The 19,114-nt window shown below is 62.3% G+C and carries 18 protein-coding genes; 8 read left to right on the forward strand and 10 right to left on the reverse strand.

Annotated features, from left to right (window positions below; all coding sequences use genetic code 11):
* Window positions 1-30: 30 nt before the first annotated feature.
* Window positions 31-324 (reverse strand): hypothetical protein, encoded by a 294-nt coding sequence (locus tag JMV15_RS13940; protein WP_003188208.1) that lies wholly within the window; start codon window positions 322-324, stop codon window positions 31-33.
* Window positions 325-548: 224 nt separating this feature from the next.
* On the opposite strand from JMV15_RS13940, the gene pbpC reads away from it, so the two are divergent.
* From pbpC to JMV15_RS13970, 6 genes are all read left to right on the forward strand, one after another.
* Window positions 549-2,861, forward strand: a complete 2,313-nt coding sequence (gene pbpC / locus JMV15_RS13945) for a peptidoglycan glycosyltransferase PbpC (protein WP_201491645.1) — start codon at window positions 549-551, stop codon at window positions 2,859-2,861.
* A gap of 96 nt (window positions 2,862-2,957) precedes the next feature.
* Complete coding sequence (locus tag JMV15_RS13950) at window positions 2,958-3,266, forward strand: MazG-like family protein (RefSeq protein WP_003188211.1); 309 nt, start codon at window positions 2,958-2,960, stop codon at window positions 3,264-3,266.
* Window positions 3,259-4,008 (forward strand): methyltransferase, encoded by a 750-nt coding sequence (locus tag JMV15_RS13955; protein ID WP_014716739.1) that lies wholly within the window; start codon window positions 3,259-3,261, stop codon window positions 4,006-4,008. Before JMV15_RS13950 ends, JMV15_RS13955 begins: the two co-directional genes overlap by 8 nt.
* Window positions 4,009-4,031: 23 nt before the next feature.
* Window positions 4,032-4,634, forward strand: coding sequence for a DUF4136 domain-containing protein (locus JMV15_RS13960; protein ID WP_014716740.1), 603 nt, complete (start codon window positions 4,032-4,034; stop codon window positions 4,632-4,634).
* Window positions 4,635-4,678: 44 nt separating this feature from the next.
* Window positions 4,679-5,236: a DUF4136 domain-containing protein gene (locus JMV15_RS13965; RefSeq protein ID WP_014716741.1), complete on the forward strand. Its 558-nt coding sequence runs from the start codon at window positions 4,679-4,681 to the stop codon at window positions 5,234-5,236.
* Window positions 5,237-5,503: 267 nt separating this feature from the next.
* Window positions 5,504-7,447: a pilus assembly protein TadG-related protein gene (locus JMV15_RS13970; protein WP_038448724.1), complete on the forward strand. Its 1,944-nt coding sequence runs from the start codon at window positions 5,504-5,506 to the stop codon at window positions 7,445-7,447.
* A 550-nt stretch (window positions 7,448-7,997) separates the two neighbouring features.
* Here the strand turns inward: JMV15_RS13970 and JMV15_RS13975 are convergent.
* Window positions 7,998-10,739, reverse strand: coding sequence for a PAS domain-containing sensor histidine kinase (locus tag JMV15_RS13975; protein ID WP_201491604.1), 2,742 nt, complete (start codon window positions 10,737-10,739; stop codon window positions 7,998-8,000).
* Window positions 10,736-11,173: a TadE/TadG family type IV pilus assembly protein gene (locus tag JMV15_RS13980; RefSeq protein ID WP_003188217.1), complete on the reverse strand. Its 438-nt coding sequence runs from the start codon at window positions 11,171-11,173 to the stop codon at window positions 10,736-10,738. Before JMV15_RS13980 ends, JMV15_RS13975 begins: the two co-directional genes overlap by 4 nt.
* 71 nt (window positions 11,174-11,244) lie before the next feature.
* Between JMV15_RS13980 and JMV15_RS13985 the strand changes: the two genes are divergently transcribed.
* Together JMV15_RS13985 and JMV15_RS13990 are read left to right on the forward strand one after the other, a co-directional pair.
* Window positions 11,245-11,748, forward strand: coding sequence for a prepilin peptidase (locus JMV15_RS13985; RefSeq protein WP_014716746.1), 504 nt, complete (start codon window positions 11,245-11,247; stop codon window positions 11,746-11,748).
* A 71-nt stretch (window positions 11,749-11,819) separates the two neighbouring features.
* Window positions 11,820-12,605 (forward strand): response regulator transcription factor, encoded by a 786-nt coding sequence (locus JMV15_RS13990; RefSeq protein ID WP_014716747.1) that lies wholly within the window; start codon window positions 11,820-11,822, stop codon window positions 12,603-12,605.
* 48 nt (window positions 12,606-12,653) lie between these two features.
* On the opposite strand, the gene JMV15_RS13995 is transcribed toward JMV15_RS13990, so the two are convergent.
* Genes JMV15_RS13995 through JMV15_RS14025 form a run of 7 tightly spaced genes read right to left on the reverse strand, consistent with a single transcriptional unit; the run spans window position 12,654 to window position 19,113 of the window.
* Complete coding sequence (locus JMV15_RS13995) at window positions 12,654-12,923, reverse strand: DUF3613 domain-containing protein (protein ID WP_003188221.1); 270 nt, start codon at window positions 12,921-12,923, stop codon at window positions 12,654-12,656.
* Window positions 12,924-12,933: 10 nt separating this feature from the next.
* Window positions 12,934-13,659 (reverse strand): tetratricopeptide repeat protein, encoded by a 726-nt coding sequence (locus tag JMV15_RS14000; RefSeq protein WP_019818344.1) that lies wholly within the window; start codon window positions 13,657-13,659, stop codon window positions 12,934-12,936.
* Window positions 13,660-13,669: 10 nt separating this feature from the next.
* The gene (locus tag JMV15_RS14005) at window positions 13,670-14,557 is read right to left on the reverse strand and encodes a type II secretion system F family protein (protein WP_019818343.1); all 888 of its coding nucleotides are present in this window, start codon (window positions 14,555-14,557) and stop codon (window positions 13,670-13,672) included.
* Window position 14,558: 1 nt separating this feature from the next.
* Entirely contained in the window at window positions 14,559-15,440 is an 882-nt protein-coding gene (locus tag JMV15_RS14010) for a type II secretion system F family protein (RefSeq protein ID WP_014716750.1), read from the reverse strand.
* A 9-nt stretch (window positions 15,441-15,449) separates the two neighbouring features.
* A complete protein-coding gene (locus JMV15_RS14015; protein WP_014716751.1) occupies window positions 15,450-16,721 on the reverse strand; it encodes a CpaF family protein in 1,272 nt (423 codons plus the stop codon).
* Window positions 16,718-17,911 (reverse strand): AAA family ATPase, encoded by a 1,194-nt coding sequence (locus JMV15_RS14020; RefSeq protein ID WP_019818342.1) that lies wholly within the window; start codon window positions 17,909-17,911, stop codon window positions 16,718-16,720. The genes JMV15_RS14015 and JMV15_RS14020 overlap by 4 nt, the downstream gene beginning before the upstream one ends.
* A complete protein-coding gene (locus tag JMV15_RS14025; RefSeq protein ID WP_014716753.1) occupies window positions 17,908-19,113 on the reverse strand; it encodes a type II and III secretion system protein family protein in 1,206 nt (401 codons plus the stop codon). The genes JMV15_RS14020 and JMV15_RS14025 overlap by 4 nt, the downstream gene beginning before the upstream one ends.
* Window position 19,114: the final 1 nt, after the last annotated feature.

Genomic DNA, 19,114 nt, shown 5'->3' on the forward strand with positions numbered 1-19,114 from the left:
CTCCTACAGGGGGAATCGAGCGTTTGCCCGTCAGTGCACAACCCAACTCAGCAACCACAGCCCCAGCATCAGCCAGATGATCCCCACGATAATCGAGGCCCGCATAAAGGCGCGTACCGCCGAGTAGAGGAACAACAACCCGACAATCAGGGTAATGATGCTGATGATCGAGGTGTCCATGCCCAAGGTGCGTGACAGGCCGTCGATAAAGTTGCCGCCGGCGTGGGTCAATGCCCCGAACAAACCGCTGAGCCCGTCGACGATAAAACGGATGACGGAACCGAGCGCCTGGCCCAACCATTCGAAAAAGCTTTCTACCTGCATGTGCGTGTCCTGATGAGAAGGTGGGCGTAACTGTGCCTTTGGTTGTCGATAACGCAGGCGAGTTCCCTGCAAGCATAGAGGTTTGCCCGTTTGAGTTTTAGTTTAATCACGTCCGAATGTACGCGGCCCAATGTGGGAGTTGGCTTGCCGGCGATAGCGGTGGGGCAGTTGTGGATAAGTTGACTGATCCTGCGCTATCGCAGGCAAGCCAGCTCCCACAGTTATTGCGCTGGGCTTTGGGTTGTGTGGTGTTGGTGGTTGCCCTGCTATGGCTGGCCGATCGTATCTGGCCCTTGCCCCTGCCCCAGGACGGCCTGGCCCGGGTAGTGCTGGCCGAAGATGGCACACCACTGTGGCGATTCGCCGATGCCGATGGCGTATGGCGCTACCCGGTACACACCAGCGAAGTTTCGCCTTATTACCTCGACGCGTTGCTCACCTATGAAGACCGTTGGTTCTACCAGCACCCCGGCGTAAACCCGTTGGCGCTGGTGCGTGCGACCTGGCAAAACCTGAGCGGCGCGCGGGTGGTGTCCGGCGGCAGCACTTTGTCGATGCAGGTTGCGCGCCTGCTCGACCCACATTCACGCACCCTGCACGGCAAGTTACGCCAGCTGTGGCGTACCGCGCAGCTGGAGTGGCACCTGTCCAAGGACGAAATCCTCAACCTGTACCTGAACCGCGCACCTTTCGGCGGCACGCTGCAGGGCGTGGCGGCGGCAAGCTGGGCGTACCTGGGCAAGTCACCGTCTCAGCTGACTCACGCCGAAGCCGCGTTGCTCGCGGTGTTGCCCCAGGCGCCAAGCCGTTTGCGCCCGGACCGTCATCCGCAGCGCGCCCAGGACGCCCGCGACAAAGTGCTGCGCCGCCTGGCCGAGTTTCAGGTATGGCCGCAATCGGCGGTTGATGAAGCCCTGGAAGAACCCCTGCTGCTCGCCCCACGCTTGGAACCTAGCCTGGCGCCTCTGCTCGCACGCCGGCTGAACCGCCCCGACAGCCCGCCGCTGATTCGCACCACCCTGGATGCCACCTTGCAACGCCGTCTGGAAGACCTGTTGCTGGGCTGGCGCGCACGCCTGCCGGAACACACCTCGGCGGCCATCCTGGTGGTGGAAGAAGAAAGCATGGCGGTGCGCGCCTACCTGGGGTCGGTGGATATCAACGACACCAAGCGCTTTGGCCATGTGGACATGATCAGCGCGCTGCGTTCGCCCGGTTCCACCTTGAAACCTTTTCTCTACGGGATGGCGTTGGACGACGGCCTGATTCACTCCGAATCGCTGTTGCAGGACGTGCCTCGACGTTATGGTGACTACCGCCCTGGCAACTTTTCCATGGGCTTTACCGGGGCAGTGCCGGCGAGCACGGCGTTGTCCAGCTCGTTGAACCTGCCGGCGGTGCAGCTGCTGGAAGCCTACGGGCCCAAGCGCTTTGCCGCGCAGATGCGCATCGGTGGCGTGCCGTTGGCGTTGCCGGCATTGGCCGAGCCGAACCTGGCGCTGATCCTCGGCGGTGCGGGCAGTCGCCTGGAGGACCTGGTGAGTGGCTACAGCGCCCTGGCCCGCGATGGCAAGAGCGCCACCCTGCGGTTGCAACCGGACGATGCGCTCAGGGAGCGGCCTTTGCTGTCGCCCGGCGCCGCCTGGATTGTGCGGCGCATCCTCAGCGGCCAGGCGCGGCCCGACCGCGACCCGCGTGCCGAGCTGGTCCAACGCCCGGTGCTGGCGTGGAAGACCGGTACCAGCTATGGCTTTCGCGATGCCTGGGCGATTGGCGTAGGCCCGCGTTACCTGATCGGCGTATGGATCGGCCGGCCCGATGGCACGCCGGTACCCGGGCAATTCGGCCTGGCGTCGGCAGCGCCGTTGATGCTGCAGGTGCACGACGTGCTGACCAACCGCGACAGCCAGCGCGGCATCAGTGCGCCGGTCAAACCGGTGCCTGCCAATATCGGCGTGGCGGCGATCTGTTGGCCGCTGGGCCAGCCCATGAGCCGCAGCGACCCCAACTGCCGCCGCCAGCGTTTTGCCTGGACCCTGGACAACACCACGCCGCCGACCTTGCAGGCATTGGATCAACCCTTGAGTGTGGGCTTGATGGAAAGCATCTGGGTTAACACCAAAGGCTTGCGGGTCGATGCCCATTGTCCTGGCGCAACCTCCAAAAGCATTGCCCTATGGCCGGCACCGCTGGAGCCTTGGTTACCCAGGGTTGAACGCCGCGAAGCGCGCATCCCGGCGGCTGACCCGGACTGCCCGCCACCGGCGCTGGCCGCGTCATCGCCGTTGTCCATCGTAGGCGTACGCGAGGGCGATCAATTGCGTCTGCCCGCTGCCAGTCAGCAAGCCTTGCGCCTGAACATCTCCGCCCTGGGCGGCAGTGGCCGGCGTTGGTGGTTCCTCAATGGTGCGCCGTTGGGCGACAGCGCCAATCAGGACAGCATCAATGCCAGTTTTGAACGGCTGGGCCGTTATCAGCTCAGCGTATTGGATGAAGCCGGTCAAACCGCCAGGCTCGAATTCAGCGTTGTCGACTGATCGTTGCTGATCGTTCCCACGCTCTGCGTGGGAACGCCGCCTGGGACGCTCCGCGTCCCGTCATGGGGTAAGCTATACCCATTCAGGAGCCCGCGCATGAACCTCGAACACCTCACCGAACGGCTGCACCGCATCCGCGATACCAATGACTGGAAACAGTTTCACAGCCCGAAAAACCTGGCCATGGCTGCCAGCGTGGAAATGGCCGAGCTGGTGGAAATCTTCCAATGGCTCACCGAAGACCAATCCCGCCAACTGCCCGCCGATAAACTCGCCCATGCGGGCCAGGAGGTCGGTGATATCGTCCTGTACCTGCTGTTGCTGTGCAGTGAACTGGGCCTGGATATGAACGAAGTGGTGCGCGCCAAACTGGCCGATAGCGAACGGCGGTTTGCCCATGAGTGATCGTCATTTCGACCAGTTGGCCACGCGCTTTGCCGAAAAAATCTACGGCGGCGCCAAGGGCGCGATTCGCCTGGCGGTGCTCCAGGCCGACCTGGTAGAAGCCTTGCCGCAACGCCCATTGCGCGTGCTGGATATCGGTGCAGGCCTGGGGCATATGTCGCTGTGGCTGGCCGAGCAGGGCCACGAGGTAACCCTGGCCGAACCCGCTGCGCCGATGCTTGAAGGGGCGCGTCAGCGCTTTGCTGACGCCGGCCAGACCGCGACCTTTATTCATGCACCGTGGCAGGACTTGCTCGGCCAACTCACCGAGCCTTACGATCTGGTGCTGTGCCATGCCGTGCTGGAGTGGTTGGCCGAGCCCCACGCCATCCTGCCGGTGCTGCACCAACTGACGCTGCCGGGGGGCTGGTTGTCCCTGGCCTTCTACAACCGTGATGCGTTGATCTACCGCAACCTGCTCAAAGGCCACTTCCGCAAAATGCGCAAGAACGACATGGCCGGCGAAAAGCAGAGCCTGACGCCGCAACAACCCCTGGACCCACGGGAGTTGGCGACGCAACTCGAAGGGCTGTGGCAGGTCGAAAGCCAAAGTGGCGTGCGGGTGTTCCACGACTATATGCCGGTGGAATTCCAGGCGCGCGCCAACCTGCAGGACTTGTTGGAGATGGAGCTCGCTCACCGTCGTCACCCAAGCTTTGCCGGGCTTGGGCGATATTTGCACTGGATCTGCCGCCCGGTTTAAGCGGCCCAGCGTGGGAGGTCGACATGCGTCGTCTCGGTTTAATCCTGTTGTCTTTAGGTCTTGGGGCTTGTTCGAGCCCCAACCCTTACGTCGCCAGTTCGGCACCGATGCCGCCGGCGCCCGCCCAGGCAGCCACTACCTTTGATGCCAGCGCTTACCCCGCGCCGGTACGCGACTATGGCGCCTACCGCAGTTGGGGCTGGCTCAACGGCCAGTTGCCGGCGGGTACGGCCTGGGCCGATTCGGCGCAGATTGCCGAGGCGGTCAGCAGCGCTCTCGACCAGCGTGGCTTGCGTCCCTTGCATGACAAGCGTGCGCCCGACCTGCTGGTGAGCGCTGATGTACGCCTGGAAAAACGCCTGCGCCAGGTCCAGGATGATTACGGGTATGGCTACGGTGGCTACAACCGTTATGGCAATGGTTATGGCATGTACAACAGCGTGCCTGTGGTGCGTACCTATGAAGTGACAGTGGCCGTGGCGCGTATCAGCCTGTTCGATGCACGCACCCGCCAGCCGGTGTGGAGCACCAGCGCCGAAACCACCAGCCAGGGCAGCCTGAGCGAACGCGCCGATAGCTTGCGCAAGGCGATGCAGAAGGCAATGGCCGCCTATCCGCCCAGTTAGCAGCTATTCTCATTACAGGCCCACGTTGTTTTTTGGAGAACACCATGCTTCGTCGCATCGCTGCACTCGCTGTTGTCATGTTGCTGGGCGGTTGCCAGAGCAACCAGGTCAACCATGATTTCGACGCCAGCCGAGACTTCGGCGCCTATCGCAATTGGGCCTGGAAAGACCCGGCGTTGCAGTACCGTCCCGATGACCCGCGAATCAAGAGCGACCTCACCGAGCAACGCATCCGCCAGGCCGTGGGCGAACAGCTGGATCAGCGCGGTTTGCGTCCTGCGGCGGCGGGTACCAAGGCAGACCTGAATGTGCAGGCCTATTTGATTGTCGAAGACCGCCAGCAGCAAGTCACCACCAACTATGGCGGTGCCTGGGGCGGCCCGTGGAATGGTTATTGGGGCGCGCCGATGTACAACGAAACGCGCAATATCACCTACAAAGTGGCGACCATCCAGATCGACCTGCTCGACGGCAAGGACGGCAAACTGGTGTGGCGCGGCAGCGACGAACAAATGATGGCCAGCACGCCAAACCCCGAGGATCGCAACAAGGCCATCCGCAGCACTGTGACCAAGATCCTCTCCAACTACCCGCCGCGCTGATCACCCCCCCCTCACCCCTGTGGGAGCTGGCTCGCGAAAGCGGTGTGTCACTCACTGCTTCAGTGACTGACACACCGCTTTCGCAGGCAAGCCAGCTCCCACATTTGATCTTCAGTGTTTTGAGCATAGCGTTCGCTTAGCTGAGTTGTATTAGGGGGCCGACATTCAGGGCATCTCCGCCAGTCGCCAATGTGGCGAGTTGCCAGCAACCTGTCGAAGCCTTGTCTACACTCCAGTGCAACGGAGAGTTAGCGCAGGAGTGCTTCGATGTCTCCCCGATTCGGTTCCAGACAGCGTGGTGCAATAGGCTTGATGGCGGCAGGCACCTTGGCCTTGGCTCTGGTGTTCACGTTGCTGGCGGTCGACAGCGGGCGCTTGTATCTGGAAAAGCGCAAGCTGCAATCCGTCGCCGACACCTCGGCGTTGGAAGCCGCTGGTCTGGGTGGCCAGTGCGGTACCAACACCACCGCGAACGCCTATGCCACGCAAAATGCGGCGCGCAACGGTTTTGTGGTCGGTAATGGCAGCACCCTGGCGGTGACATGCGGCACCCTGGCGACCAACGCCCTCAACACCCGTGTGTTCAGCGCCGATGCCACCAAGAGTGACGCAATCCGCGTGGTGGCCTCGCGCACCGTCCTGACCAGCATCGCCAATGGCCTGTGGAACCTGTTCAGCGGCGCGCCGATCAACCCGCAGATCAACTTGAGCGCCACCGCCGTCGCGGCGACACCGCCGCCCGTGGCGCAGTTGTCGATCCGCAGCAGCCTGGCCAGCGTCGATTCAGGCAAATCCCCACTACTTAACCTGGTCATCGGCAACCTGCTCGGCGGTAACCTGTCGCTCACGGCGGCGGGTTGGAACGGTTTGCTGCAGACCAACGTCAACCTGCTCAGTTACCTGGACCAACTGGCGATCAACCTGAACGTGAAGGCCGGTGACTACGATGCCTTGCTCAGTACCGCAGTCTCGGCTACTCAACTGATCGACGCTGCGGTGAAGGTCTTGCAGAAAAACGGCGCAGCGGCCACGGCGGTCATCAATGATGTGATTTCGATTCAAGCGATTGCGCCGAACAGCAAGCTGTTGACCGTGGGTGACCTGATCGACATCGCCACCGGCACGCCGACGGCGGCGCTGAACAGTAACGTGCAGTTGTTTCAGTTGCTGGAGGCGGTGGCGCAGTTGTCCAGTAGCAAGAATGCGGTGAGCGCGGCGGCGCAGGTCGCGATTCCGCTGGTGGGCAATGTGTCGATCCAGACCAAGGTCATCGAACCGCCGCAGCTGTCGGCCATTGGCAATCCAGCGTTGGCGAAGAAGGGCTTATTGAATACCCCGCCGACCGATCAGATTTTTGTACGCACTGCGCAAGTGCGTACGTTGGTGACTGTACAGGCGCCGATCATCAAGGCGGTTTCTGGCGTGGCGTCCATATTGACAGGCCTGGGCACGCCGGTGTCCCAGGTGGTCAAGGGCTTGTTGAATCTCAACCTGCCGGCGGTGGTTGGCGGTGTGTTGTGCCTGGTGGCCTGCAATGTGGCTGACGTCGATGTCACAACATCGCTAGGCATTTACATCGAAGCCGGCAGTGCGCAAACCAATGTCACGGATTTCAATTGCGACTCGCCGGCTTCCAAGTCCTTGACAGTGAAAACCACCACGTCCCTGGCTACCTTGGCCGTCGGTACGGTGGATCCGGCGGCGGCTTTTTCTTCCTCCGCAGCAGTCAATGTACAGCCCGTCAGATTGATCGATTTTGGCGAGCGCTACTGCGTCGTCCTGACGCTGCTGTGCAGCCCCAACCGTACGCCTAATGTGGGGGGCGGTTTGCTGTTGAAAGCCAACTCCACCATTGCCGCGCAAACCAGCACGATGGTGTTTGCGCCGGTGGCCGAGATGAATGCGCCGCCCACCTACAAGTTCGCGCCGGGTACCGCCAATATCGTCGGCAGCCTGGCGGCGACCCTTAATGGCTTGCAGGTGACTTATGCACCGCCCAGCGGCAGTGTTTCCAATGGTGCGCTGGCAGGGGTTGCCGGGCTGTTGGCGACTATCACTACGGCGGTGGTGGGGTTGATCCAGAACGTGCTGTCGCCGATTCTCGACCCTGTCGTCAACACTTTACTCAGCGCCTTGGGCATCAACCTGGGTAACGCCGAAGTCGGTGCCAATCTCTCTTGCCATATGGGCCGGGCTTATCTGGTGATTTAGCCTGTTGGTCTATCTAACGCGCCGCGTTCCAAATGTGGGGGCTTGTCTGGGATGGCGGCCTGACAGCCGACGCCTATCTGGCTGACACCCCGCGTTCCAAATGTGGGAGCTGGCTTGCCTGCGATGGCGGCCTGACAGCCGACGCCGATCTGGCTGACACCCCGCGTTCCAAATGTGGGAGCTGGCTTGCCTGCGATAGCAGCCTGACAGCCGACACAGGTATACCGAGTACATATCCATTCCTGCGGTAACGGCCACTTATGGTTCCGCTTTTACAGCGGCTCACTTTTGAAAAGCCCAAAAGTAAGCAAAACGCTCTTGCCCCACCACTCGGCACCTCGCCCAGGCTCGGTGTGCCCGTAATCCGCCAGTGATTTGGGGGGCCGCCGCCACGCGCCATCCATGGCGCGGGGCGGCTAAACCGGCATCCCTGCCGGTTTGCCCCCCAAATCCCTGGCGAATTCCGGCCAGCGTGGTTTGACGGGGCGCTTAAGATCAAGATCAAAAGCAGATCAAGAGCAGCTCGCTTCGCATCGTGGTTAGCGTTGAATTAGTTCTGCGCGATGGGGAGTTCGATGCAGAATTTCGCGCCGGCCTCGCTGTTGGTAACGCTCAGGCGTCCGCCCATGTTTTCCACAATCCCATAGCTCACCGAGAGGCCCAGCCCGGTGCCCACGCCTATCGGTTTGGTGGTAAAGAAGGGCTCGAAAATCCGCTCCAGCAAGCGCGGGTCTATCCCGCCGGCGTTGTCTTCGACCCAGATACGCACATGGCGGCTGTCGTGCTCGCTGTGCAGGGCAATCCAGGGGCGCAGGGCAGGGTCTTTTTCTCGCTGGCTGAGCAGGGCGTCACGGGCGTTGACCATCAGGTTGATCAGCACCTGCTCCAGCTGGTCGACATAGCCTTTGACCTGCACCGAGAAGTCCGCAGGGCTGATGCGCACGTCCACACCTTTGCCGCGCAGGCCTTCGCTGAGCAGGGACAGGGTGCCCTCCAGCGCCTGCGCCGGGTCGAACGGTTGCTGCTCGATTTCCGAGCGGCGGCCGAACACGCGCATATGGTCGACCACCCGTGCTGCACGTTGCACCTGGGCGTCGATGCGCTGGAGTTTTTCCGTGAGGTAGTCGATTTGCACATCGCCATTGCCCAGGCGCTTGAGCACGTTGACGACGGCCATGTGCATCACGTTCAGCGGTTGGTTGATCTCATGGGCCAGGCCGGTGGCCATTTCGCCGAGGGTGGCCATTTTCGCGCTTTGGGTCAGTTGCTGCTGGGAGCGGCGTACTTCGGTGTTGTCGCGCCCCACGGCCTGCACCTCGATCAGGGCGCCTTGTTCATCGAAGACGCCACGGTCCGACCACACCCACCAGGCATGTTCGCGCCCCGGCAGTTGCAGGCTGATTTCCGCCGTGCTCACCGGGAATTCCGGGGTCAGTTGCTGGATGCGCTGTACAAAGGCGGCGCGTTGTTCATCCGACAGCCACTGGCCCAGGTCGATGCCTGGCAATTGCTCGGGCCGACATTCCAGGTAATTGGCCAGCGGCGTGTTGCCGAAGGTGAGGATCAGGTCGGGGCGGTAGCGACAGATCATCGCTGGCGAGTCTTCTACCAGGATGCGGTAGCGTTCTTCACTTTGGCGCACCTGCTCGGCGGCCAGGGTCGCTTCGGTGACGTCCAGCCACAGGCCTACGGCTTCCACCGGCAGGCCGAGGTCGTCGCGCAAAAGCTTGGCTTCGTCGAGCAGCCAGTGGTAGTTGCCTTGTTTATCGCGCAGGCGGTAGCGGCTGCGCACGTTGCCTTCGCGCAGCAGTTGGCGGGTGCGTTCGAAGTAGCGTTCTCGGTCGTCGGGGTGAATCAGCGCCGCCAGGGTGTCGTGGTTGCAATCGGCCAAGGTCCAGCCCAGCAGCGGCAACAGGCTGGCGCTGAAAAACGCCGGGTGCAGCGCGCCGTTGACGTAGCGCTGCACATAGATGACGGCCGGTGAGCTGGCGATCAGGTTGTCCAGGCGCGCATGGGCGGCGGCGGCTTGCAGTTGCTGGTTCTGGATGTCGCTGATGTCGAGCATGAAGCCGATCCAGCGCCGTTCATTGCCGACGCCCAGCACTTGGCCTTGTATGCGGTACCACAGGGGCGCCTGTTCAGCTTCGGTGCGTTGCAGGCGCACGCTGGTCAGCAGTGGCTTGCCCAGGGCTTGCAGGTCTTGCAGGCGGCTGTTGAGGGCCTGGCGGTCGGCGGGGTGGATAAGTTCGAGCCAGGTGCCGAGGGGTTGGCGGGTGGGGCCTTCGTCCAGGCTCAGGTTGCGCAGCAATTGTGGCGCCAGTTGGATCTCCTGGGTGGCGGGCAACAGTTCCCACCAGCCAGTGCCGAGCAGGCCTTGCAGGGCTTCAACCCGTTCCAGTTGCTGGTGGTGACGCTGTTCGCGCAGGCGGCCCAGCAGCGGCGCGGCGAGTGCTGCGCACAGGTTCAGCCAGTCACGCTCGCCGGTGTGGTGTGCCTGGCCGTTATAAAAACCACACAGCAGCCACGCGGCGGCGCCATGGCTGTCGCGGTACGGCACCAGGAAGCCGTCGGCATTGCCAAATACACCGTGCAGGCGCGGGTTGTCGCTGCGCCCCTGGACAATGTCCAGGCTCAGTGGCGTGTTGCCGTTGATGCTGTCCAGGCTGGTGCCCAGGTGTTGCCCGGTTTGCCATAAGGCCGGGGCGTCGTGGGCGGCGTAGTGGCTGTAGATGCGCCAGCCCTGGTCATCTTCGTCGAGCAGTGCCATGGCGACGCAGGGGATGCGCCAGCGCTGGGCCACGCTGCGCAGGTGTTCGCTGAACACCTGGGGTAAGCGGTTGAGGCTGCACACGCGCAGCTGTTCGCTCATCAGGGCGGCGAGTTGGTGGTTCTGTTCGCGTTGCTGCACCCGTACTCGGTCGGCCAGCAGGTCAGTGATGTCCAGCAGGTGCAGGGCCCAGCCGTCACCCTCCGGCTCGATCCAGCCGCGGGTATGCAGGACCTGGCCGGCAGCGCCCTGAAAGTCGAGGTCCAGGCCGTGTCGTTGCCACTCCTGCGGCGTGCCCTCGACACTCAGTGCGCTATCGGCACACAGCAAGGTCTGCAAGGGCGGGTTGGGCGCGTTGGCAAGATGCTGGGCAAGCAAAGGCCTCAAGGTGCCTGAGATGCTCAGCACCCGACCCAGGTTGTCCAATTGCACTTGCAGGCCCGGCGCGGGTGTTGCTGGCGCGTCCAAGGCCAGGGCGCTGCTGCGTCCGCGCAGGCGTGCGAACAATTTATCCCCCGTCGTCAAAACTGAAGGCTCGAGGTAGCAGTGAGGTTGGTGGGCAGGTTGGGTACGGTGCCCACCCCGGGCAATACCAGGGCCGGCAAGACCGCTTTGATATTGGCCGAGGGGTAGGTGATCTTCACTGTCAGCAAATTATTGGTGTAGGTGGCGGTGATATAGCCGGGCAAGAATTTCAGTGAGCCGGGGATCCAGTTCAATTGGGCCTGGGCGGCATCCTTGGCGCGTTGCACCACCAGGGCCGAATAGCCTGCGGTGCTGGGGTCCAGGGACACACTGCGGCGTACCCCTTCAGCCGCCGCCTGGTGAAATGACTGCATCAACAGCAATGGCAAGCTGTAGCTGAGCATGCCGTAGAACACCGCAAAGAAAATCACGAAGACCAAGGCAAACTCGATCGCCGCAGCACCTTTTTGCTTTCTCGGGAGGCTCGATTTCATGACTGCGTCTACCCTGAGGCGAGTACTTGATATCAGCATAGAATCATTCAGCCAAAAGGGATGTTTTTTACGTGATCCAGACGCTAGTGATTGTGCTGTGGTTGGGCGTATGTGCCGTGCAGGATATTCGCCAGCGCCAGATTGCCAATACGCTGACCCTGGGCGTTGGGCTGCTGGCGTTGATCTACCTGCTGTGGGCGGGGTCGACGTGGCTGGGCGCGCCTCGCAGCGAGGGGGGGCTGGCCTTGGCCTTGGCGTTGGTGCTGACTTTGCCGGGTTATGCGTTGGGCCGCTTTGGCGCGGGAGATGTGAAGTTGCTCGCCGCCCTGGGGCTGGCCTCCAATATCGAGTACCTGCTGGGGGCGTTGATCGGTGCGGGCATCGCCATGGTGGCCTGGACACTTATGCATCAAGGGCTTAGCTCAAACCGCGTTGAACGGGGAGGGCAAGCGTCAACAAAACAGCCTTTTGCGCCCTTCGTTTTGACAGGTTTTGCCGGCAGCTGGTTTTGGATCCATCAGTCGCGCGAGTTGATTAATGCTATGTACATAGTCGGAAAGTACGTCTACGTTTAATCAGGAGTTGTGTAGGAATTTTCGTCAGAAAGGATAGGTCATCATTTGGCTTGCCAGGCATGGAGTAGCGCGTGAACAAGCTTACGTCCGCAGTAAAAGTGCTCGTAGTCGACGATCAACCCTTAATCGTAGAGGAGCTCTGTGAATTTCTTGAAAGCAGCGGGTACCGTTGTGTCCCGTGCGAGTCCAGTGAGCAAGCTGTCCAGCGTTTCAAGGAAGACCTTCAGATCGGTTTAGTGCTGTGTGACCTGCATATGCCGGACATGGACGGCATCGAGCTGGTGCAGGCGCTGCAACGCATCGCCGGCAAACATCGCGCGTTCGAAGCGATCATGCTTACCGGGCGCGCCGACAAGCAGGATGTGATCAAGGCCCTGCGTGCGGGCATCGCTGATTACTACCAGAAGCCGATCAACCTCGATGAATTGCTCGAGGGCCTCAAGCGCCAGGAAGTGGCATTGGAGGAGCGGCAGAAAGACCTGCAGCTGGGCACGCTCAACCAGAAGCTGCAGTACCTGTCCGAATCCATCAACGACTTGTATATGGACTTGGACAAGGTGCGCCGAAACCCGACGCCCCAGGACCATGACGGGGACCCTTCGGCCGATGAAGCCGGGCCGTTGGAGATCCCGGCGATCTTCAATCAACTGTCACCGCGCCAGTTGGATGTGGCCCGCCTGGTGGGCAAGGGCCAGACCAACTACCAGATTGCCTGTGAGCTGGGGATTACCGAGAACACGGTCAAGCTGTATGTGTCCCAGGTATTACGCCTGACCCATATGCACAACCGCACGCAGTTGGCGCTGGCGTTGTCACCGAACAACTCGGCGATGCGCCAGCGAGTAACGGCGCACTAGCACCGCCCTACTGTAGGAGCGAGCTTGCTCGCTCCTACAGGGGGGATTTTATTTGCTGCCCTGCGCAGTCCCGCCTACTTTCTGATCAAAAAACTCCGGGATTGGATGCTTGTTGCTGTCCAGCCAGCGCTTGAGCGCCTGTTCGCGTTCTGCCGGCGTGGTTTTTTGCGGGTTGGCCGAGGCTGCACGCCCGCTCAGTTGCAGCGCCATCCAGTTTTCCGTTTCTGCCTGCCGGGGTGAAGATGGCCCCGCTTCGATGGCCGAAGCAAGGAGGGGCAGCGCCAGGCAGGCAAGGCCGGCAAGGTGGTGGAATTTCATCATCGACTCCCTATTTCACAGAGGCCGGCAGCGTGTCGCTGACCGCCGCTACCTGATCTTTGACTGGACGCTGCGGTGCCGTGCCAGCCTCCTTGAGGTGTTGCGCCCGTGCCTGGGCCCGGGTCACCTGATCAGGGCTCAACCCGAGTTGGCCGACCACTTTCGCGGCCTGCTCCCAATTGTCCTGATAGATCAGCAAGGTCACCAGGTTCACTGCCGCCAGTTGATCGCTTTGCTTGAGCTCGATGGCGGTCATGAATTCAAAGCGTGCGTCGTCCAGGCGCCGTTGATCGAGGTACACCACGCCCAGGTCATTGCGGATTTTTTCGTCGGTGGGCGCCAGCCGTGCCGCACGTTGCAGGTGAGCCATGGCCTGGCCGTTGTCGCCCTTGGCCGATGCCAGTTGCCCCAGGCCGTGCTCACCGTCGGCGGCCAGGCAGGTGCCCAGCAGGCTGCGGTACAACGGCTCGGCGTCAGCACGGCCCAGCAAGCGATAGGCACGGGCCTGGCGTTGACGAACCTGGGGCAGGGTGCTGGGCAGGTTCTGCAGGTTGGCGAGGCTGGCGTGCAGCTTGCCTTCGTTGGCCATGTCATCGGCCAGGTTCAGCGACAGCTCCTGGTCGGCGCTGGGCTTGGGGCAACTGCCCGGCGCCAGCAACCCGGCCCACGGAACCTGGCCATTGCTGGCACAACCGCCCAGCATCAGCAGGCTCAAGGCGACGATCAGTGGTTTCATGGCAGGCTCCTCAAAAATTATTCAAGGCTCGGGAGATGGCGATCATGGCCGGCCCCCCCAGCACGATCAGCAAGGCGGGAAACAGGAACACCATCATCACCACGGACATCTTCGCGGACATCTTCGAAATGTATTCCTGCAGGCGGGTCAGGCGGCGGTCGTCGAGCAACTGCTTGAGGGCCAGCAGGGATTTCATCGCACCGCCGCCTTGGTGGATCAACTGCTGAAGGATGATGCAGGTGTCGGTGAACTCATCCACGGCCAGCAGGCGTGCGGTCTTGCCCAACTCTTCGGACAGCTCCAGACCCGAGTCGACCCTTGCCAGGACCAGCCGCAGTTCATGGGTCAGGTCTGGCAGCAAGCGCTGGGCTTCGGTGCTCAACACCCGCAGCGATTGCTCAACTGCCATGCCGGATTCGAACAGGATGCGCAGCAACGGAATGAAGGTGGAAATTTCCCGAGCGATGCGCTCCTGGCGGTATTTCGCGCTGAGGGCCAGGATGCGTTTGGGCAGCAGGTAACCGATGCCCAGGGCAATTGCCGGGGCAATCCAGGGCGAGCCAGCATGGGGGAACAGCAGTTGCTGGCCGAGCAGGGTCAAGCCCAGTAGCACGATGGGCACACCGATCTGGAAAGCCGCAAACATGGAACGCTGGTTGGCTTTGCGCCAGCCGACGCGGTTGAGCAGGGTCTGGGTTTCGTTGTCCAGGCTGACCGAGCGCTGGGCCACGGCGCTGGCGCCCAACTGGCGCATCAGGCTGCCGAGTTTGTCCTCGCGGGTCAGTTGGCCTTGCAGGCGTTGGCTGACCAGGCGTTGACGGCGCTTCTGCTCCAGCAGGTTGCCGACGATCAAGGCGACGGCGGCGAGCGACAGCAGGATGCAGATCAGGATGGCCATCTCAAATACTCCGCAACATGCGCCACATGACGAAGGTGCCCGTGATGTCGAGCGCCACCGCGGCCAGCAGCAGGTAGCGCCCTGTACCGTCGTTCCACATGCTCATCAGGTAGCCTGGGTTGACCATCAAAAAGTAGCCGACCATGGCGATGGGCAAGCCCGCCAGCACATAGGCGGTCATGCGCGTTTCGCCGGTCATGGCCTTGAGTTGGCGCGCACCCTGTTCGCGCTCGCGGATCATCTTGATCAGGTTTTCCAGCAGCTCGCTGGCGTTGCCGCCGTAGCGGTGGTTGACCTTCAGGCCCAGGGCAAACAGGCGGAACTCATCGCGTTCGTAAAACTCGGCAAAGTCGCTGACCGACTCCGGCAGGCTCACGCCCATTTGCACGTTACGCTGGATGCGGCTCATCGCCTGTTTGAGCGGCGCTTCGGTGCTGTCGATTGCGCCCAGAACGGCGTCTGCCAGGGTGCGCCCAGACTTGAGGCTGCGCACGCTGTGGTCCAGCAGCTGCGGTAATTGTTCGACCATGCGCTGCACTCGCCGTTGGTAGCGCCAGGCGATATACACCCGCAACAGCAGCGGCGGCAGGATCAGCATGGCCAACAGGCCTAGCCCGCCGGCCAGCAGATAGCCCAGCAACATGCCCGCGGTCCAGCCACTCAGCCACAACCCCAGGCGGTCGGTGGGCTTGCCCAGGCCGGCGCGCTGGAACATGCGCTCCAGCGCAACCCAGCTGCCGTTCGGCTCCTGGGCTACCGGCTGGCCATCGGAGAGCCGCTCCAGCACCCGATCGGTACCGGCCTGGCGCAGCCCTCGCTGGAACAGCCAGACGGACAGGCTGATCAGCAGGATGCAAATGAGCAGCAAGACAAGTCCGGTCATAAGCCCTCTCTACAACGGCAATGCCGATTCACGCCGCAGCTTGTCGCCGGCCGGGTTGAGCGCTTCGCGCAGGAAGCCAAAACCGGTACGGCGGTCGAGGCGGAACAGGGTGTTGGTGACATACACGTCGTCGCGCACGCCCACCACTTCTACCACCTCGCTGACGCAACGGCGCCCATCGGGCAGGCGCGTCAACTGGATCACCACATCCAGTGCGGCGCAGATCATCTGCCGCAGGGTTTTCTCCGCCACCACACGGCCGGTCAGACCCACCAGGGTTTCCAGGCGCAATAGCGCGTCCTGGGCATTGTTGGCGTGCACGGTGCTCATGGAACCGTCATGGCCGGTGTTCATGGCCGTCATTACGTCGAGCACTTCGACGCCACGGATCTCGCCAAGGATGATGCGGTCCGGGCGCATCCGCAGGGCGTTGCGAATCAGGTCGCTGGCCTTGACCTCGCCATGCCCCTCGGCATTGGGCGGGCGGGTTTCCAGGCGCACCACGTGGGGGTGGCCCAGTTGCAGCTCGGCCACGTCTTCGATGGTGACCAGGCGTTCGTGGGGGTTGATCAATTGGCTGAGGATATTGAGTAGCGTGGTCTTGCCGGTGCCTGTGCCGCCACTGATGAGGATATTGCAGCGCTTGCCCACCGCTTCCTGGAAGAACTCGAAAATAGGGTGGTCGATGGTCTGCATCGCCACCAGGTCGCTGCTCTTGAGCATGTCCTTGCGAAACTTGCGGATCGACAGGCAGGGACCGTCCAGGGCAATCGGCGGGATGATCGCATTGACCCGGCTGCCATCTGGCAAGCGCGCATCGACCATCGGTGACGACTCATCCAGGCGCCTTCCAAGGGGCGCGAGAATGCGCTGCATGACGCGTTCTACATGGTGCGCGTCGATAAAACGCAGATCGCTCTGATGGAGTACTCCGTCACGCTCGATAAACACCCGGTGCGGGCCGTTGACCAGAATCTCGGTGATCGACACATCGCGCAGCAGCACTTCCAGCGGGCCGAAGCCAGTCAGCTCGTCGACGATTTCCTCGGCTAGGCGCTCCATTTCATAGCGCGAGATCGCCAGGTGCATGCGCGTGATGTATTCGGCCACTTTGTCGATGACAAATTGCGCCAGGGATTGGCGCGAGCCTTCCAGCAGATTCTGGCCCGACTCTTCGATGGCATCGATGATGTAGCGATGCAGCACCAGTTTCAGGCCATCATGGTCGTTGTGCGCGGCGCTTCCACGGGCCGGGGCGCCGAAGAGTTTTTCGCCGTTCATCGACTCGCCCCCAGCAGGCGTTCGAACCAGCGTGTCGAGGGTTTATCCAAGCCTTCGGTACGTTTGGCCAGGCGCTCGCCCAGGTGACGCAGGGCTTGGGTCAAGGCTTCGCGGGGGGCCAGGGTGAACAGGCTTTGCCCCTGGTTTTTGGCGTTCAGGCGCACTTCCGGGCTCAGGGGCAGCACGGCGATGCACTCCAGGCCGAAGCTTTTTTCCAGGGCTTCGGTGTCGGGGGCACAGGCTTTGATGTAGCGATCGACGAGCAGCTTGGCATGGTCGAGCTTCATGCCTTTTTCGCGCCACAGGTTCAGCACCGCCAGGTTACGCCGACAGTCGAGCACGCCCTGGTCGGTGCACCACAGCAACTTGTCGCAGTGGCTGACAAAGGTACGCAGGGCTTCGCTGTCCGCTTGCCCGGTGAGGTTGACCACGATGTGCTGGAAATGCTGGCGCAAGGCGCTGAGCAACATGTACAGCTCGGCGGCGCTGGTCATTTCCAAGGGTTCATCGCTGGCGGCGTAGGCAAGGATCCGCAGGCCGTCGTCGGTGCTGGTGAAGGCGCTGTTGATGAGCGTGGCGTCCAGGCGGCGCAGGTGGCGCAAGGCGTCGCCGAAATTGAAGGTGCTGTCCAGGCCCAGCAGCGCCAGGCTATCGCCCCTGGGCAGGCCGAGGTCGAGCATCAGCGTCTGCTGGCCGCTTTTTTGCACCACCATCGCCAAGTGGCTTGCCAGCAAGGCGCCATCGGTGTTGCCCTGGGCACCGTAGAGCACGGTGAGGCCACCGAGGTGGGCGTTCGGCGCGGTGGGCGGCAAGCGCTTGCTCAGGCGCCGCACCAGCCCGGCCACTTCGCTGGAGCGCGAGCCATAGGCGACAAAATCCCGCGCACCGGCACGCATGGCGTTGAGCACCAACTGGTTGTCCATGCCGTCGCCCAAGGCCACCACCGCCAACATCGGCTTGGCTTCCAGGGCGCCTTCGATCAAGGCGCTCTGAGCCACCAGGTGTTCACGGTCCAGGCCCACGAACACCAGGTTGGCGAAGGTCACGTCCACCAGTGCCAGCAATTCATCCAGGCTGCCGCCGCCCACGCTGATCACTTGGCCAAGGGGCGCCAGTGCACCTTGGAGCCATTCCAGGTCGGTGCTGTTGCGGGTGATTGCCAGGAAGGTCTGGCTCAGGCTATCGCTCATTGGGAAAGTCCACTGCGACGGTCGAAGTTGCCGTTTTCCAGGAAGAACAGCCGGAACCAATTCGGGTCATAGGTGCGCAGTTTCTCGCCGGGCAGCGACGGCAACTGCGCATTGGCAGCCAGTGGCTGGACCAGATGCGGCGTGACAATCATCAGCAGTTCTTTTTCTTCGCTGTTGATATTGGAGTCGCGGAAAAACGCACCAAGGATCGGGATATCGCCCAGGCCCGGGAGCTTGGCGATGGTGGAGCGGTTGGTGCTGCTGATCAGGCCGCTGATCACAAAGCTTTCGCCATCGGCCAGTGACACACTGGTGTCGGTGCGTCGGACGGTCAGGGCAGGCACCTGGATGCCCTCAATCCGGATCGCGTTGTTGTAGTCCAGCTCGCTGACTTCCGGGGCGACCTTCAAGGCGATGCGGTTGTGGTCGATGACCGTGGGCGTGAGGGTCAGGCGAATGCCGAACTCCTTGTACTCGATGGTGATGGTATCGCTGCCGGCACTGGGCACCGGAATCGGCACTTCGCCGCCGGCCAGGAAGGTTGCGCTCTGGCCGCTCATGGCTACCAGGCTCGGGCGTGCGAGGGTGTAGGCGAAGCCACTGCTTTCCAGGGCGTTGATCAGCGCCTTGACCCGGCCACCGCCAAACCCGATGTTGAAGCTGTCAGCGCTCACCGGCAATTTGAAGATGCCCTCTGAAGGGGACAGCAAGCTTGGGCTGCCGAGGAAGAAATTGTTGCCCATGCCCAGGATCTTGGTGCTGGCTTCCTTGAGCTTGGTGCGGCTGACCTCGACGAAGCGAATATCGGTCTGCACCTGGCTGGGCAGCGTCGGGTCTTCGGAGGGCGACAGCGATTGGCTGGTCAGCGCCGAGGTGGCCTTGCCTTTAACGAACACCATGCTCTGACGCGGCGTGGTCGAGCAGCCGGTCCACACCATCAGGCTGGTGGCACCGCTGCCGACACCGGTGAGCAGAAAGTGGCGGTCGCCGTTGACCCGCACGTCGGCGATTTTCGGATCGCCGATAGCCAGGCGCGTAATCGCTACCGGCGATTGCAGCTCGGTCTGCAAGCCTTCGCCCACCTCGATCACAGCGGGCAGTTGGCCGAGGGTGTTGCAGTTGCCCGATGCGCCCATCGCCATGCCCAGGGGCAGGCACGGCAGCATCAAGGCCAAGGCCAATTGAGCGTAGCGTTGGCTCATT

Origin of the sequence: Pseudomonas paracarnis (assembly GCF_904063055.1) — a bacterium.
In the GTDB taxonomy this organism is placed as follows: domain Bacteria; phylum Pseudomonadota; class Gammaproteobacteria; order Pseudomonadales; family Pseudomonadaceae; genus Aquipseudomonas; species Aquipseudomonas paracarnis.

What these genes read in the sequence shown, in the direction of transcription:
- JMV15_RS13940 (WP_003188208.1), bottom strand. Translation starts at nt 324, where the DNA reads ATGCAGGTAGAAAGCTTTTTCGAATGGTTGGGCCAGGCGCTCGGTTCC.
- JMV15_RS13950 (WP_003188211.1), top strand. Translation starts at nt 2,958, where the DNA reads ATGAACCTCGAACACCTCACCGAACGGCTGCACCGCATCCGCGATACC.
- JMV15_RS13955 (WP_014716739.1), top strand. Translation starts at nt 3,259, where the DNA reads ATGAGTGATCGTCATTTCGACCAGTTGGCCACGCGCTTTGCCGAAAAA.
- JMV15_RS13960 (WP_014716740.1), top strand. Translation starts at nt 4,032, where the DNA reads ATGCGTCGTCTCGGTTTAATCCTGTTGTCTTTAGGTCTTGGGGCTTGT.
- JMV15_RS13965 (WP_014716741.1), top strand. Translation starts at nt 4,679, where the DNA reads ATGCTTCGTCGCATCGCTGCACTCGCTGTTGTCATGTTGCTGGGCGGT.
- JMV15_RS13970 (WP_038448724.1), top strand. Translation starts at nt 5,504, where the DNA reads ATGTCTCCCCGATTCGGTTCCAGACAGCGTGGTGCAATAGGCTTGATG.
- JMV15_RS13980 (WP_003188217.1), bottom strand. Translation starts at nt 11,173, where the DNA reads ATGAAATCGAGCCTCCCGAGAAAGCAAAAAGGTGCTGCGGCGATCGAG.
- JMV15_RS13995 (WP_003188221.1), bottom strand. Translation starts at nt 12,923, where the DNA reads ATGAAATTCCACCACCTTGCCGGCCTTGCCTGCCTGGCGCTGCCCCTC.
- JMV15_RS14000 (WP_019818344.1), bottom strand. Translation starts at nt 13,659, where the DNA reads ATGAAACCACTGATCGTCGCCTTGAGCCTGCTGATGCTGGGCGGTTGT.
- JMV15_RS14005 (WP_019818343.1), bottom strand. Translation starts at nt 14,557, where the DNA reads ATGGCCATCCTGATCTGCATCCTGCTGTCGCTCGCCGCCGTCGCCTTG.
- JMV15_RS14010 (WP_014716750.1), bottom strand. Translation starts at nt 15,440, where the DNA reads ATGACCGGACTTGTCTTGCTGCTCATTTGCATCCTGCTGATCAGCCTG.
- JMV15_RS14015 (WP_014716751.1), bottom strand. Translation starts at nt 16,721, where the DNA reads ATGAACGGCGAAAAACTCTTCGGCGCCCCGGCCCGTGGAAGCGCCGCG.
- JMV15_RS14020 (WP_019818342.1), bottom strand. Translation starts at nt 17,911, where the DNA reads ATGAGCGATAGCCTGAGCCAGACCTTCCTGGCAATCACCCGCAACAGC.
- JMV15_RS14025 (WP_014716753.1), bottom strand. Translation starts at nt 19,113, where the DNA reads ATGAGCCAACGCTACGCTCAATTGGCCTTGGCCTTGATGCTGCCGTGC.